The 12,416-nt window shown below is 65.3% G+C and carries 17 protein-coding genes and 1 tRNA gene; 4 read left to right on the top strand and 14 right to left on the bottom strand.

Annotated features, from left to right (window positions below; genetic code table 11):
* Positions 1-7: 7 nt before the first annotated feature.
* Together M1248_RS11410 and M1248_RS11405 are read right to left on the bottom strand one after the other, a co-directional pair.
* Positions 8-427 carry a cupin domain-containing protein gene (locus M1248_RS11410; RefSeq protein WP_317148378.1) on the bottom strand — a complete coding sequence of 140 codons (420 nt, stop codon included), beginning with the start codon at positions 425-427 and terminating at the stop codon, positions 8-10.
* 272 nt (positions 428-699) lie between these two features.
* Positions 700-1,050 carry a hypothetical protein gene (locus M1248_RS11405; RefSeq protein WP_163731144.1) on the bottom strand — a complete coding sequence of 117 codons (351 nt, stop codon included), beginning with the start codon at positions 1,048-1,050 and terminating at the stop codon, positions 700-702.
* Between the two features lie 49 nt (positions 1,051-1,099).
* Between M1248_RS11405 and M1248_RS11400 the strand changes: the two genes are divergently transcribed.
* Positions 1,100-1,366, top strand: coding sequence for a hypothetical protein (locus M1248_RS11400; RefSeq protein WP_317148377.1), 267 nt, complete (start codon positions 1,100-1,102; stop codon positions 1,364-1,366).
* On the opposite strand, the gene M1248_RS11395 is transcribed toward M1248_RS11400, so the two are convergent.
* From M1248_RS11395 to M1248_RS11385, 3 genes are all read right to left on the bottom strand, one after another.
* A complete protein-coding gene (locus M1248_RS11395) occupies positions 1,363-1,800 on the bottom strand; it encodes a hypothetical protein (protein WP_317148376.1) in 438 nt (145 codons plus the stop codon). The two genes, M1248_RS11400 and M1248_RS11395, sit on opposite strands and share 4 nt — an antisense overlap.
* A 677-nt stretch (positions 1,801-2,477) precedes the next feature.
* Positions 2,478-2,882: an HNH endonuclease gene (locus M1248_RS11390; protein ID WP_317148375.1), complete on the bottom strand. Its 405-nt coding sequence runs from the start codon at positions 2,880-2,882 to the stop codon at positions 2,478-2,480.
* Positions 2,883-2,930: 48 nt separating this feature from the next.
* Positions 2,931-3,005 (bottom strand) — tRNA-Thr (locus M1248_RS11385).
* 49 nt (positions 3,006-3,054) lie between these two features.
* On the opposite strand from M1248_RS11385, the gene M1248_RS11380 reads away from it, so the two are divergent.
* A complete protein-coding gene (locus M1248_RS11380; RefSeq protein ID WP_317148374.1) occupies positions 3,055-3,384 on the top strand; it encodes a hypothetical protein in 330 nt (109 codons plus the stop codon).
* Between the two features lie 2 nt (positions 3,385-3,386).
* On the opposite strand, the gene M1248_RS11375 is transcribed toward M1248_RS11380, so the two are convergent.
* Positions 3,387-4,217 (bottom strand): hypothetical protein, encoded by an 831-nt coding sequence (locus M1248_RS11375; RefSeq protein WP_163731132.1) that lies wholly within the window; start codon positions 4,215-4,217, stop codon positions 3,387-3,389.
* A 94-nt stretch (positions 4,218-4,311) separates the two neighbouring features.
* Here M1248_RS11375 and M1248_RS11370 point away from each other — a divergent pair, with 94 nt between their 5' ends.
* Together M1248_RS11370 and M1248_RS11365 are read left to right on the top strand one after the other, a co-directional pair.
* Positions 4,312-5,034, top strand: a complete 723-nt coding sequence (locus M1248_RS11370) for a response regulator transcription factor (RefSeq protein WP_163737766.1) — start codon at positions 4,312-4,314, stop codon at positions 5,032-5,034.
* A 28-nt stretch (positions 5,035-5,062) separates the two neighbouring features.
* The gene (locus M1248_RS11365) at positions 5,063-6,511 is read left to right on the top strand and encodes a sensor histidine kinase (protein ID WP_410506653.1); all 1,449 of its coding nucleotides are present in this window, start codon (positions 5,063-5,065) and stop codon (positions 6,509-6,511) included.
* A 3-nt stretch (positions 6,512-6,514) separates the two neighbouring features.
* Here the strand turns inward: M1248_RS11365 and M1248_RS11360 are convergent, their stop codons facing one another.
* From M1248_RS11360 to M1248_RS11325, 8 genes are all read right to left on the bottom strand, one after another.
* The gene (locus M1248_RS11360; protein WP_317148373.1) at positions 6,515-6,919 is read right to left on the bottom strand and encodes an HIT family protein; all 405 of its coding nucleotides are present in this window, start codon (positions 6,917-6,919) and stop codon (positions 6,515-6,517) included.
* 21 nt (positions 6,920-6,940) lie between these two features.
* On the bottom strand, positions 6,941-7,792 hold the full coding sequence (locus M1248_RS11355) for an SDR family oxidoreductase (RefSeq protein WP_317148460.1): 852 nt from the start codon (positions 7,790-7,792) through the stop codon (positions 6,941-6,943).
* Positions 7,788-8,234: a nuclear transport factor 2 family protein gene (locus M1248_RS11350; RefSeq protein WP_163731123.1), complete on the bottom strand. Its 447-nt coding sequence runs from the start codon at positions 8,232-8,234 to the stop codon at positions 7,788-7,790. Before M1248_RS11350 ends, M1248_RS11355 begins: the two co-directional genes overlap by 5 nt.
* A 5-nt stretch (positions 8,235-8,239) precedes the next feature.
* Positions 8,240-9,370, bottom strand: coding sequence for an NDMA-dependent alcohol dehydrogenase (locus M1248_RS11345; protein WP_163731120.1), 1,131 nt, complete (start codon positions 9,368-9,370; stop codon positions 8,240-8,242).
* A 93-nt stretch (positions 9,371-9,463) separates the two neighbouring features.
* Complete coding sequence (locus M1248_RS11340) at positions 9,464-10,003, bottom strand: nuclear transport factor 2 family protein (RefSeq protein WP_163731117.1); 540 nt, start codon at positions 10,001-10,003, stop codon at positions 9,464-9,466.
* A 2-nt stretch (positions 10,004-10,005) separates the two neighbouring features.
* Complete coding sequence (locus tag M1248_RS11335) at positions 10,006-10,224, bottom strand: ferredoxin (RefSeq protein ID WP_317148372.1); 219 nt, start codon at positions 10,222-10,224, stop codon at positions 10,006-10,008.
* Between the two features lie 11 nt (positions 10,225-10,235).
* Positions 10,236-11,588, bottom strand: a complete 1,353-nt coding sequence (locus M1248_RS11330) for a cytochrome P450 (protein WP_317148371.1) — start codon at positions 11,586-11,588, stop codon at positions 10,236-10,238.
* Positions 11,585-12,412 (bottom strand): SDR family oxidoreductase, encoded by an 828-nt coding sequence (locus M1248_RS11325; RefSeq protein WP_163731108.1) that lies wholly within the window; start codon positions 12,410-12,412, stop codon positions 11,585-11,587. The genes M1248_RS11330 and M1248_RS11325 overlap by 4 nt, the downstream gene beginning before the upstream one ends.
* Positions 12,413-12,416: the final 4 nt, after the last annotated feature.

The raw sequence follows: 12,416 nt of genomic DNA, 5'->3' as shown, positions 1-12,416 counted from the left end.
TATTCACTCAGGATTTGGCGGCTGTGACACGCCGGTCTCGGCGCGAGATCAGTTCGTCGTCTTCGACGAGGGTGAGCATCGGCTTACCCGGAGCGCACAGCATCGTGACGAGGAAGCGGACCTTGACATCGTCACGGGCATTTCCGTCCGAGTAGTGAATGACGTCGCCGCCGGGCTCCCAGAACGTCTCGCCGGCCTTGACGACCCGCGGCGCCTCCCCCTCGAGTTCGAACAGCATCTCGCCCTCGAGCACATAGCCGAACGCCGGCCCGCTGTGACGGTGCGGCGGCGTGCCGGGGTCACCGGGAGGGAACTCCACGGCGATGGTCATCGCGTGCGAACCCGCGGCCACGTCCGGTGGCGTGGCCTCCTGCAGCACGGTTGCCGCGGTCTGCCACGCGTTGCTGCGCTGCTTCGGTGTGGTCATCTGGGCTCCTTCGGTTTCTGCGGGTACACCGCGAAGACCGGGCAGGCCCGGGATATGTGACAGGGCCGGCTAGTCGACGAGCTTGCCGTCGGCGGACACCTCACGCATGAGCCCAATTCGGTTGAATCGCAGGAATATACGCGGACCGGCCGTCCCCTGCCGGTGGGCAAGTCGGACGTGATGTGCTGCATCGACGACGCGCTCGGCCGGTCCGCGTGTTCAAGTTATCACATCATCTGAACAGTTGGACATATATTATGCGCCTCGGCCTACTAGAGGCCGCCGCATTCCGACGGCCCGACGATGACGTTCCAGGGCGGGCAATGCGCCGGCCGCGGAGCCGGCGGCGGCGGCGGACCCATGGGCGGCGGTGGGGAATCCATCCACAGGTAGCTGGCCATCGCGTTGCCGTCCACGTCGAACATCGGCACGTTGCCCTTGCCCATCGGGACGGTGACGAAGGTATGGCACACGTTCATGTCCCAGCCGAGGCCGTGCATCGGCAGCGGTTGGCCGGGGCACCACGTGTATCCGCCCTGGGCGGTTGCGGTGGCGGCGCCCATTCCGGACGCGACGGCGGCGCATGCGGCGAGCGCCGTTGCGAACCGTGAAAATCGGTTCATCTCTGTTCCTTTCGAACGGACAATCACAAAATCGGCGTAGCCTGCAGATATGTGGTCATCAGCGTTGATCGTGGGTGGTATCTGCGCTGTCCTGATCGCCGCGGCGCCGGCCGCGCTCGCCGAACCGACTCCGGGGTATCCGGCGACCGACGCCAACGGCGTCCCGACGAACAGATCCGGTGGCCCCGCCCCGACGATGAACGGGATCACCTGCACGGGTGGCCATTACGGCGTGTGCTTCGCGATGGCGCAAAGTCAACAGCCGCGCAGGACACCTCGTGTCACCGTGGGCCACAGCCCGACAGTCAGGAACTAGCGCCGCAGCGAGCCTGGCGGCCAGTCATAGCCGATCTCGTCGCAGATCGGCGGGATGATGATCAGCGATCCGCGCGGGCTGCAGAACGGCATACCCGGCGGCGGTTGCAGCGGAGCCGGGGGCGCGCCGACTGGAGCTGGTGGCGGTGAAGCCGGATGCGGCGAGCCTGACCACGGGTACATGGTGTTGGTCGTGACGTCGACGATGCCCTCGGAGGTCCAGTACCAATCGTGCGGGACGTTCCAGTCCCACGTCAGCACTTGACCGCCCGGCGGCGGGGGCTGGCCGGGTAGCCAGTGGGTGCACGTCTGGCCCGGCGGACAGTTGCCGCCCTGGTAGCTGGGTCCCTGGGCGGACGCGGTCGTCACCAATCCCAATCCGGCCAGCGCCGGACCGGTGGTCGCCACTGCGATTTTCGCGATTCGGTTGATCATCGTTCTCCTTCGTCGGGGCACACATGAGTTGCGCGGCCGGTGATGCCAAGTAGAAGCCCCGACGTTGGCTACCGAACCCAACAATGATGGCCCAGCAAGCGTCCGGCTGAGTGAATTCGGGGCAAACTCATCGGCCTTTCCGTCGCAGATATACGGCCGGCGCTAGGCTCGCGGATCGTGACGGTGAATCGTCGCAAAGTCTTGGGTTAGGCAGGCCTGGCGGCCGCTGGCGCCGCGACCGGCGTTGGCGTTGACCGCTTCATTGCCAGCGGTTTGAGACTTGCCTGACCCCGACGGCCCGGTGACGACAACGAATTCGCCTGCATCCAAGGCGAAGTCGAGGTCAGTCAGGACTTTCACTGCTCGTCGCCCCTGCGATATGTCGTGCCGACGCCGCCGAGGCGCAGTACGGGCGCCACGCTATTGATCGTCATGCGCGGATGCGACCGCTGGCGCAGTAGTGGACCACTGCAATGGCACCAGTATTCAGATGAGCTGCTACGTAGGTTCGATCCCTTGCGGTTGCCGCGTCTGTGCACACAGCGTGTTTCGACGGCGGCCAGTCTGATGCTGACTGTTTAACACCACAGTTGCACCAGCGGCCGTCTAGCCGCGGACCAACGGACGCAACCGGTCCTCAATCCGTGGCTGTTCGGAGAATAACTGACGCGGGCGACCTAATACGACTGCCCGTCGGCGTACCGCTGTCGGCGGAAGTGGCGTCCTTTGCCTCGGTTGCGGCTCTTGTAGGTTGCGAGCTGCGAGTCGCAGTTCGGGCAGATCAGCCGCAGGTTTTCCCGCCGATTGTTGGTCGGGTCCCCGTCGATGTGGTCCATCACCAACGCGAGCGGCAGGTCCAACCAGATGCTCGGTGCACCGCAGATCGCGCAACAACCGGACTGGGCGTCGGCGATGTGCTCGCGGATGTAGTGGCCGCGAGTGGTGCCGACCCGCGCGTTGCCGGATTCGAGCCACCGTTGCAGGCTCGACTTCCGTCGGGCCGCCTGCTGACATGCGTTACCGCAGTAGACCTTCTGGCTGCGCCTTGTCAGTTCACAACCGCAACCGCGACATCGCCTCATGCACGTAAGCTATGGTCGGCCACCGACATCAAGCCAGCGGGCGGAACGTGGAGCCTCCTATCGGGATTGAACCGATGACATTCCGCTTACAAGGCGAACGCTCTACCACTGAGCTAAGGAGGCCTGCGGGCTACGAGTTTATCGGGTCGCACATTCGGGGACTCGCTGCGGTGTGAGTGTCAAAGACGATCTGCTCGAGGACTTGCCGCATGTCTACCCGGGTTTGAAGCGGCCCGACGTCGAGCGACTGCTGACGTTGCTCGACCAGAGCGCCAGCACCGAGGCCAGCATGGGGCTGTCGGTCGCCACTGCACTCGATCCGCTCGTGCCGAACGTCGCCCGCCGAATCGAGTCATACAAGGCGTCCGGCGACGTCGATGACTACCTGCGGATGCTGCGCGGTGCCGCGGTTCTGCTGCTTCAGGAGTGGCAGCCGCAGGGTCAACCTCCGCCGCCGGACAGCATCGTCAACTTGGTCGACAAGGTCGAACGCGACAGCTGACGTCACTCGTCGACGTCGATGACCCGCTGCGACGTCACAGTCCTCGATGCTTCGGCCCTGGCGCGTGCTCTGGGCCGTCGGCCCGGCAGGGGAATCCGGTCGGCGATGTTGCTCAGCGGGTTGACCACCTGACTCAGGGTGATGACGGCGTCGTGCAGCGCATCGATCGTCGGCGCCAGCGCCTCCAGTCCGGGCGCCAACCGGTTCAGCGTGTCGGCGACGGTGGCCAGCTTCAGCAGCGGGCCGTTCTCGTCGGTCAGGGTGTCGAGCAGCCCGCCTTCGGCCAGCAGCTTGTCGGCCACCCCGTCCTCTCGCAGCACCCGCTCGATCAGGCCGTCGTTGGCCAGCAACTGATCGGCCAGGCCGCCAGGGGCGATGACCCGCGATATCGCGCCGTCGTCGGTGGTCATCCGGTCCAGCAGCCCGCCTTCGGCGGTCACCTGGTCGACGATCCCGCCCGGCGCCAACGCACGCGCGACTGCTCCGTTCTCCGCGGTCAGCCGGTCGAGCAGGCCACCCTCGGCGGTCACCTGGTCGACGACGCCGCCGGGGCGCAGCAGCCGGTCGAGCGGGCCGTTGGGCGCCAGCGCCCGGCCCAGTGGCGCATCGTCATCCATGAGCCTGGCCAGGCGATTTGCGCGTTCGACTGCGTCGTCGAGGCCCAGCAGGTGCGCGAACGAAGCCGACCCGCCGGCATCGGCATTCGTCTCACCGAGGGTCCGCTGTGCGATGCCGAGCGCGCCGCTGGCCATCGAAAGCCCTGTCTCCGCCATTGCCAGTCCGACCCTGACCGGCGCGGTGGCCAGGTCGGTTACGGCTTTGCCCAGGTTCATTTCCCCAGTCTATGGACCGCGCAAGCATAAACTCACAGGAAGTACACAGCTATCGGGCAGGATCATTACAAGGCAATAGGTGGACAGTAGCGAGATGGCGATGCCTGCTGCACCCGAAAAAGCCCCAGAAGCCAGGGTCCTCGTCGTCGACGACGAGATGAACATCGTGGAGCTTCTGTCGGTCAGTCTGAAGTTCCAGGGATTCGAGGTCCACACGGCGTCCAACGGCTCCGCCGCCCTGGACAAGGCCCGTGAAGTAAAGCCGGACGCGGTGATACTCGACGTGATGATGCCCGGGATGGACGGGTTCGGCGTGCTGCGCCGACTGCGCGCCGACGGTATCGACGCCCCGGCCCTGTTCCTCACGGCGCGCGACTCGCTGCAAGACAAGATCGCCGGCCTCACGCTCGGCGGCGACGATTACGTGACCAAGCCGTTCAGCCTCGAAGAGGTGGTCGCACGCCTGCGGGTCATCCTGCGGCGCTCGGGTCGCGGCGCGGTCGAGGAGGCTCGCAGCTCCCGGCTGACCTTCGCCGACATCGAACTCGACGAGGACACCCACGAAGTGTGGAAGGCCGGCGAGCCGGTCGCCCTGTCGCCGACGGAGTTCACTCTGCTGCGGTACTTCATCATCAACGCGGGCACCGTCCTGTCGAAGCCGAAGATCCTCGACCACGTGTGGCGTTACGACTTCGGCGGGGACGTGAACGTCGTCGAGTCCTACGTCTCGTACCTTCGCCGCAAGATCGACACCGGCGAGCAACGCCTGCTGCACACGTTGCGCGGTGTCGGGTACGTCCTGCGCGAGCCGCGATGAGCGCTTGCTAGTCGAGCAGACCACAGACCTGAACAATGGGGGCGTGGGCGTTCTGAGCGGACGAGGCATCCCGCTGCGGGTTGGGCTGGTGGCCGCCACTCTCGTGCTGGTGGCATGCGGTTTGCTCGCCGCCGACGTCGCGGTCACCTCGATCCTGCGCCACACGCTCAGCAACCGCGTCGACCAGGAATTGCTCGACGCCTCCCGCAGCTGGGCGCAAGCTCCCCGGCACCTCCCGGCGCTACCCATGGAAGGACCCAATCCCGCGCGGCCGCCGTCGAACTTCTACGTCCGGGGTATCGGTCCCGACGGAAACATCTGGATGGCGGTCAACGACCGCGACGCCGAACCCGCGCTCCCTGATGACAACGACGTCGGGCCGGTCCCGGTGACCATCGGCTCGGTCGGCGACTCCGGTGTCGAATGGCGCGCGATGACGGTGCGCGGCCCGCAGGGTGAGCTCACCACCGTGGCCATCGACCTGTCCGACGTCCAGACGACCGTGCGGGCGCTGACGTACGCGCAACTCGGCATCGGTTTGGCGGTGCTGCTGGTGCTCGGTGTGGCCAGCTATGCCGTCGTGCACCGAAGCCTGCGCCCGCTCTCAGAAGTCGAGCGGACCGCCGCGGCGATTGCGGCGGGTCAGCTCGATCGTCGGGTTCCCGAACGTGATCCCCGCACCGAGGTCGGCCGATTGTCGTTGGCGCTCAACGGCATGCTCGCTCAGATCCAAAGTGCGATGGCGGCATCTGAGTCGTCCGCGGAGAAGGCGCGCGGGTCGGAGGAGCGGATGCGACGGTTCATCACCGACGCCAGCCATGAGCTGCGCACGCCGTTGACCACCATCCGGGGTTTCGCCGAGCTGTACCGGCAGGGCGCAGCCAACGACGTCGAGATGCTGATGAGCCGGATCGAAAGCGAATCGAGCCGGATGGGTCTGCTGGTCGAGGACCTGTTGCTGCTGGCCCGACTCGACGCGCAGCGCCCGCTGGATCGGCGCAGGGTCGACCTGCTGGTGCTGGCCAGCGATGCCGTGCACGACGCGCGCTCGATCGCGCCGAAACGCACGATCACGATGGAGGTCTTCGACGGGCCGGGAACACCCGAGGTGCTCGGAGACGAGCCGCGGCTGCGGCAGGTGCTGTCCAACCTGATGACCAACGCGCTGCAGCACACCCCGGATACCGCCGACGTCACCGTGCGCGTTGGCACGGACGACGACACCGCGGTGATCGAGGTGTGCGACAAGGGGCCGGGCATGAACACCGAGGACGCGCATCGCGTCTTCGAACGGTTCTACCGCGCGGACTCGTCGCGCGCGCGGGCGAGCGGTGGCACCGGACTCGGGCTCTCGATCGTGGACTCGCTGGTGTACGCGCATGGCGGCACGGTCAGCGTCACCACCGCGCCCGGACAGGGCTGCCGGTTCCGGGTTGAGCTACCGCGGATCGCCGACGTGCCCGCCCATGTCGGTTGAGCGTCAGCGCAATTCGGCCAGTGCGGCCTTGATCTTGGCCTGAGCGTCGTCGAGCGACTGCGGCGACGGGTTCTGGTCGGCGTTCGCGAAACCGAAGTCCGAGAGGTTGTTCACCGGGAAGACGTGGACATGGAGATGCGGCACCTCCAGGCCGGCGATGATCAAACCCGCGCGTTCGCAGGGGAAGGCCTTGATGACGGCCTTGCCGATCAGCTGCGACACCTCCATGACCCGGCCGAACACTGCGGGGTCGACGCTCTGCCAGTTGTCGATCTCGGCGCGAGGCACCACCAGCGCGTGGCCGACGGTGATAGGCGCAATCGATAGGAACGACACGACGTCATCGTCTTCGTAGACGAATCGACCGGGCAGCTCTCGGTTGATGATCTTGGTGAACACGCTCGCCATGTGCCCGAGCTTACGGGGCGCTCAGCGGATCAGGTCGCCGAGTTCCTCGACCGTCCACGGCGGGGAGTCATTGTGGTCGCGGTAGCCGATGATCGCCGGTGTCTGACGGTCGAAGCGTCCGACGAAACCGCCTGCGGCGATGAAGATCTGGCCCGTCACATCCTTGGCCAGATCACCGGCGAGATAGGCATACGTGGGTGCGGCGTACTCGGCGGGGGGCGCGTCCAGCGCGGCCTCCATGCTGACGTCGTCCAACAGGCCGCGACGGTTCAGCTCGGCGATGTGGGATGCGTACTCCCCGCCCGTCGACAGCCGCGTCTTCGCGCCGGGGCACACCACATTCGCTCGCACACCGTGTTCCTTGAGTTCCGCGGCGACGGCCAACGTCAGCCCGTTCACTCCGCCCTTGCCCGCCGGATAGCCGGTGCCCCCGTAGTCGCCGAGGTAGGCGAACGAACTCGTGTTGATGATCGAACCGCCACCCTGCTCGACCATCTTCGGCGCGGCGGCCCGACACGTCTCGAACGTGGTCATCAGGTGTGCGTCGATGAGATCGCGGAACAGCTCGCTGGTGACGTTGAGGATCGACTCACCGGCCAGTCCCGGCGTACCCGCACAGTTGATCAGGATGTCGATCCGGCCGAACTCGTCGATGCACCTGTCGATCAGCGCGTCGGCCACGTCGGGGTTCGACGGTGATCCGGGATGGGCGACCGCACGGTCGATCCGCTGGGCGGCGTGGATCGCGGTATCGGTGTCGCGCCCGTTGAGCACCACTCCGGCGCCCTGTTCGGCGAGCAGTTGCGCCACCGCGAGCCCGATGCCGCGGGTGCCACCGACGACGACGGCGCCGCGGCCGGATAGGCGGCTAATCGCCGCCGCCTTCCTCCTGCCCGAATTCCATTGCGTCCATGTTCCAATAGCCGCGCAGGTTGGTGATCAGCCCGGCATCGTCGACCTTGTAGGTGAACACGCCGCGCACGGTGGCGGTGAAGCCGTTCGGGAAAAGGGTGCGCAGCACCAGGATGTACGCGATCTCGTTCGGAGAGCTGGACGGGAACGTCGCCTCGCGGGTGACGGTCAGCTTGTTCGGTCCGATGTTGGTGTCGAAGAACTCGCCGACCGCCGCCTTGCCGCGCACACCGTTGCCGTCGGGATTCGTCACCGACGGACCGATCGGGTCCTCGATGACGATGTCGTCCGTCATCAGCGCCAGCCAGCCGTCCTTGTCGCCGGCCTGCACGCAGCGCCACGACGCCTCGGAAGCGGTGACGACCGGTGTCTTCTCGACTGTGTCAATCGTGCTGTCGGACATGGCGATTACCGATCTTCGTCGGTGTACCGGATGACGCCGCGGATGTTGCGGCCCTGCAGCATGTCCTGGTAGCCGTCGTTGATCTGCTCCAGCTTGTATTGCCGGGTGACCATGTCGTCGAGGTTGAGCTTTCCCGCCTTGTACATCGACAGCAGCTGAGGGATGTCGTAATGCGGGTTGCCGCCGCCGAAGATGGTGCCCTGCAACCTCTTCTGCATCAGCGTCAGCAGGGCGAGGTTCAGCTTCACGTCCATCTCGGCCATGTTGGCGACCGCGGTCACCACGCAGGTACCGCCCTTGGACGTGCAGTTGAGGTAGTTGTCGATGTCCTCGCCCTTGAGCTCGCCGGTCGTGATGATCGTCTTGCGCGCCATGCCGCCCGCGGTGACCTCGGCGATGCCGGCCATCGCGGAGAAGACGTCCGGGTAGACATGTGTCGCACCGAATTTCAGCGCCTGATCGCGCTTCCACTCGACTGGATCGATCGCGAAGATGTTGCGCGCGCCTGCGTTCACGGCACCTTGCAACGCGCCCATGCCGACGCCGCCGATTCCGAAGATCGCCACATCCTCACCCGGACGGATGTCCGCGCTGCGGGTGGCCGAGCCGTAGCCGGTGGTCACACCACAGCCGACGAGGCAGGCCACCTCGAACGGGATGGACGGATCGATCTTCACGACCGAGCTCTTGTGCACGACCATGTACGGACTGAAGGTGCCGAGCAGGGTCATCGGGATGACCGGCTTGCCGTCGGCGGTGTGCACCCGGTTGGTGCCGTCGGACACCGCGGTGCCGGTGAGCAGCAGCGCGCCCAGGTCGCACAGGTTGCGCTGACCGCTCTGACAAGTCGGACACTCACCACATGACGGGATGAAGGAGAGCACCACGTGATCGCCAACGGCGACGTTCTCGACGCCGGGGCCGACCTCGGTCACGATGCCCGCGCCCTCGTGGCCGCCCAGCACGGGGAAGCCGGCCATCGGGATGTCTCCGGTGACCAGGTGGTGGTCGGAGTGGCACATCCCGGACGCTTCCATCTGAATCTTGACCTCGTCCTTGACGGGGTCGCCGATCTCGATCTCCTCGATAGACCACGGCTGGTTGAACTCGTAGATGAGAGCGCCCTTTGTCTTCATCCGTATGTGCCTTCCGTTAGTGCCTGTGAGGCCAGACTAGAGCCATTAGTTAGGTGCGTCACACGCACCCCCAAGCAACCGCTTGGCCGGGCGCTACCAGATTGTTGCTGGAGCTTGGCCGAGAGGGTAGTAGCCGGGTAGCTTCTCGCCTGCCATGGATCGCTCGATCCGTTTCTGCATACCCTCGCTGAGGTCGCCGGATTCGATGAGCTTGCCGAACATGTAGGCGACGTGGCCGAAGTCGAAGAAGTCGCGCTGCCACTCGATCATGAGGTTGCTGTCAAGCCGGAACCAGCTGCCGCCGATGCCGTAAATCTCGTCCTGGGTACCGTCGGACTTGTTCACGATCTGCTTCCAGAAGCCGACGATCTCGTTCTGCTTCTCGTCGACGAGCACCTTCTGGTACTCGTAGACCCAGTTCTCCAGACCTTCCATCTCGAGGCCTAAGGCGATCTCGCGTATTTCTTCTATGCCGATACACATCACGTCCTCCTTCGGCCCGATGTTCCAGCCGTAGGTCGCGTCATCGGTGTAGAAGTCGGCGAGGGGTTTCCAGTCGCCTGCCTTTTCGCAGTCCTGATTGGCCTTGAGCCACCGGGCTACCCAGTCGTCGAGTTGTTCGCGTGACGCCATTGTCAGTCTTCTTTCTCTTTGATGAACAGAGCTTGGGTGGGGCACATGTCGACCGCGTTCTGCACTTCGTCGCGGGCGTCGTCGGGCGGCTCGGTGTCGAGGATCTCGACCTTGCCGCGTTTGGGCACGGTGAAAACATCGGGTGCCTCCAGCTCGCACATGGCATGTCCCTGGCACAGGTCCAGGTCGACCTCAACTCGGAAGTTCGATGAGGGGCTCATCTGCGGCTCTCCTAAGAACTGCGCCTGCGGTACCGGGCCTTGGCGGGCCTGGCCAGCTGGACGACCATCTTGGAGTGATCGTTGCGGTAGCTGTCGGCCGGTTGAGCCATTTCGAACTCGTACTCGCGCAACAGCACCGAGAAGATCGCTTTGATCTGCATCTGCGCGAACGCCGCACCGACGCAACGGTGTCGGCCCGCGCCGAAGGGAATCCACGTCCAGCGGTTCACGATGTCGGCCTGCTCGGGCTTGTTGTAGCGGTCCGGGTTGAATTCGTCGGGATCCGGAAAGTCCTCGGGGATCCGGTTGGAGATCGCCGGGGAAGCCGCCACAAAATCGCCCTTGTGGATCGGGAAGCCTTTGACCTCGAACTCGCCCTGTGCGACGCGCATCAGGATGATGAGGGGCGGATGCAGGCGCAGCGTTTCCTTGACGACGTTGTCCAGCTTCGGAATCTGGCGCAGCGCATGGAAACTCACCTCCTGGCCGTCGGCGTAGAGCTCGTCGAGCTCGTCGCGCACCTCGGCGTAGATCTCTGGGTGACGGATCAACTCGATGAGCGTCCACGCTGAGGTGCCCGAGCTGGTGTGGTGACCGGCGAACATCAGCGAGATGAACATGCCGGTCACCTCGTCGGCGGAGAACCGCGGGTTGCCGTCCTCGTCCTTGATCGAGACGAGCACGTCGAGCATGTCCCGGTCGGCCTTGTCCTCGGGCGGGTCGGCCAACCGGTGATTCATGATTTCCTGCACCAGCGCAACGAGTTTGACGCGTGACTCGTCTCGTAGCCGGAAGCTTTCGATGTCGAGGTAGGGGTCGACGTAGCACAGCGGATCGGTGCCGCGCTCCAAGTCGTGGTAGTACTCGGCGAAGCGGTGGTCGAGCTGGTTGCGGAACTTCTCACCGATCAGGCACGCCGTCGAGGTGTAGATGGTCAGCTCGGCGAAGAAATCGAGCAAGTCGATCTCACCTTCGTCGCCCCAGTCGGCGATCATCCCCTTGACCTGACGCTCGATGGTGGCCGCGTGGCCTTTCATCTGCTCGCCACGCAGCGCCGAGTTGTGCAGCATCTCCTTACGGCGTTCCGGGCTGGCATCGAAAACCACGCCCTTGCCGAAGATCGGCGTCATGAACGGGTAGGCCTCGGCCTGGTCGAGATCCTCGTCGGCAGAACGGAAGAAGAACTCGTTGGCCTCCGCGCCGGACAGGAAGATGACGTTCTTGTCCACCAGCTGGAACCAGCCGACGTCGCCGCATTCCTCGCGGATGCGCTTCATCAGTCCGATCGGGTCGGTGCGGAACTCCTCGAGGTGTCCATGTTCTTCCTCGCCGCCGGAAACCCGGGGCACGATCGCAGTGGTCATGAGTTCAGGTTCTCCTCGTTCAAGACCAGCTTCTGACGCTCTGCCGGTGCGTTGGTCAATGGGGCTTCTGGCTGCAGTTCCATGTTGGCGATGAAGCCGCCGCGCGGGGTCTCTGCGACGAAGGTGATCGCGCGCGCGAGATCGGAAGCACGCAGGAAGTAGTCGTGTCGGGCCTGCCCCCACTTCGCCCAATCCTCAAGTGCGGGGCCGATCTTCTCGGCCGGCAGGCTCCAGCCCATGCTCGTCTTGGTCGGTCCCGGATGCACGATCGACGCGCGGACACCGGTGCCCTCGAGCTCCATCTGGTAGTTCGTCACCATCGCGACCAGCGCTGCCTTGGCCGCCCCGTAGGCGCCCATATGGGGGCGCTGGCGGAGTGCGACGTCGGAGCCGACGAAGATCAGGTCGCCGCGCTGACGTTCAAGCATGCCCGGCAGCACCGCGGTCGCCAACCGGTTGGCCCCGACGAGATGGATCTGCAGCTGGGAGTCGAACTCGTCGGTCGTGATCTCGGCGAGCTTGCCGAAGTAGGTGTCACCGGCACCGGCGACCAGCACCTCGATCTCGCCGAGTGCGTCAACGGCGTTGGCCACGAACGACTTCACCGAATTGGGGTCGGTCACATCGAGGTGGAACCCGACGGCCTCGCCGCCTTCGGCGCGGATCTTTCCGACGAGGTCGTTGAGCTTCTCGACCCGGCGGGCACCGAGTGCGACGGGAAAGCCGCGAGATGCCAATTCGAGGGCGGTGGCCTCTCCGATGCCCGCGGAGGCACCGGCGACGATGGCCGGTCGGCGGTCGGGAAGTGGTGCGAAGCGCGGCATTGAA

The organism is Mycobacterium sp. 29Ha (assembly GCF_032883055.1).
Taxonomy (GTDB): domain Bacteria; phylum Actinomycetota; class Actinomycetes; order Mycobacteriales; family Mycobacteriaceae; genus Mycobacterium; species Mycobacterium gallinarum.
Note: the sequence above shows the minus strand (reverse complement) of the source record. Positions and strands in the feature narration are given on the sequence as shown.

What these genes read in the sequence shown, in the direction of transcription:
- M1248_RS11360 (WP_317148373.1), bottom strand. Translation starts at nt 6,919, where the DNA reads ATGGCGAGCGTGTTCACCAAGATCATCAACCGAGAGCTGCCCGGTCGA.
- M1248_RS11330 (WP_317148371.1), bottom strand. Translation starts at nt 11,588, where the DNA reads ATGACCACTGCGATCGTGCCCCGGGTTTCCGGCGGCGAGGAAGAACAT.
- M1248_RS11400 (WP_317148377.1), top strand. Translation starts at nt 1,100, where the DNA reads ATGTGGTCATCAGCGTTGATCGTGGGTGGTATCTGCGCTGTCCTGATC.
- M1248_RS11390 (WP_317148375.1), bottom strand. Translation starts at nt 2,882, where the DNA reads ATGAGGCGATGTCGCGGTTGCGGTTGTGAACTGACAAGGCGCAGCCAG.
- M1248_RS11345 (WP_163731120.1), bottom strand. Translation starts at nt 9,370, where the DNA reads ATGAAGACAAAGGGCGCTCTCATCTACGAGTTCAACCAGCCGTGGTCT.
- M1248_RS11340 (WP_163731117.1), bottom strand. Translation starts at nt 10,003, where the DNA reads ATGGCGTCACGCGAACAACTCGACGACTGGGTAGCCCGGTGGCTCAAG.
- M1248_RS11395 (WP_317148376.1), bottom strand. Translation starts at nt 1,800, where the DNA reads ATGATCAACCGAATCGCGAAAATCGCAGTGGCGACCACCGGTCCGGCG.
- M1248_RS11405 (WP_163731144.1), bottom strand. Translation starts at nt 1,050, where the DNA reads ATGAACCGATTTTCACGGTTCGCAACGGCGCTCGCCGCATGCGCCGCC.
- M1248_RS11370 (WP_163737766.1), top strand. Translation starts at nt 4,312, where the DNA reads ATGGCGATGCCTGCTGCACCCGAAAAAGCCCCAGAAGCCAGGGTCCTC.
- M1248_RS11325 (WP_163731108.1), bottom strand. Translation starts at nt 12,412, where the DNA reads ATGCCGCGCTTCGCACCACTTCCCGACCGCCGACCGGCCATCGTCGCC.
- M1248_RS11375 (WP_163731132.1), bottom strand. Translation starts at nt 4,217, where the DNA reads ATGAACCTGGGCAAAGCCGTAACCGACCTGGCCACCGCGCCGGTCAGG.
- M1248_RS11335 (WP_317148372.1), bottom strand. Translation starts at nt 10,224, where the DNA reads ATGAGCCCCTCATCGAACTTCCGAGTTGAGGTCGACCTGGACCTGTGC.
- M1248_RS11410 (WP_317148378.1), bottom strand. Translation starts at nt 427, where the DNA reads ATGACCACACCGAAGCAGCGCAGCAACGCGTGGCAGACCGCGGCAACC.
- M1248_RS11350 (WP_163731123.1), bottom strand. Translation starts at nt 8,234, where the DNA reads ATGTCCGACAGCACGATTGACACAGTCGAGAAGACACCGGTCGTCACC.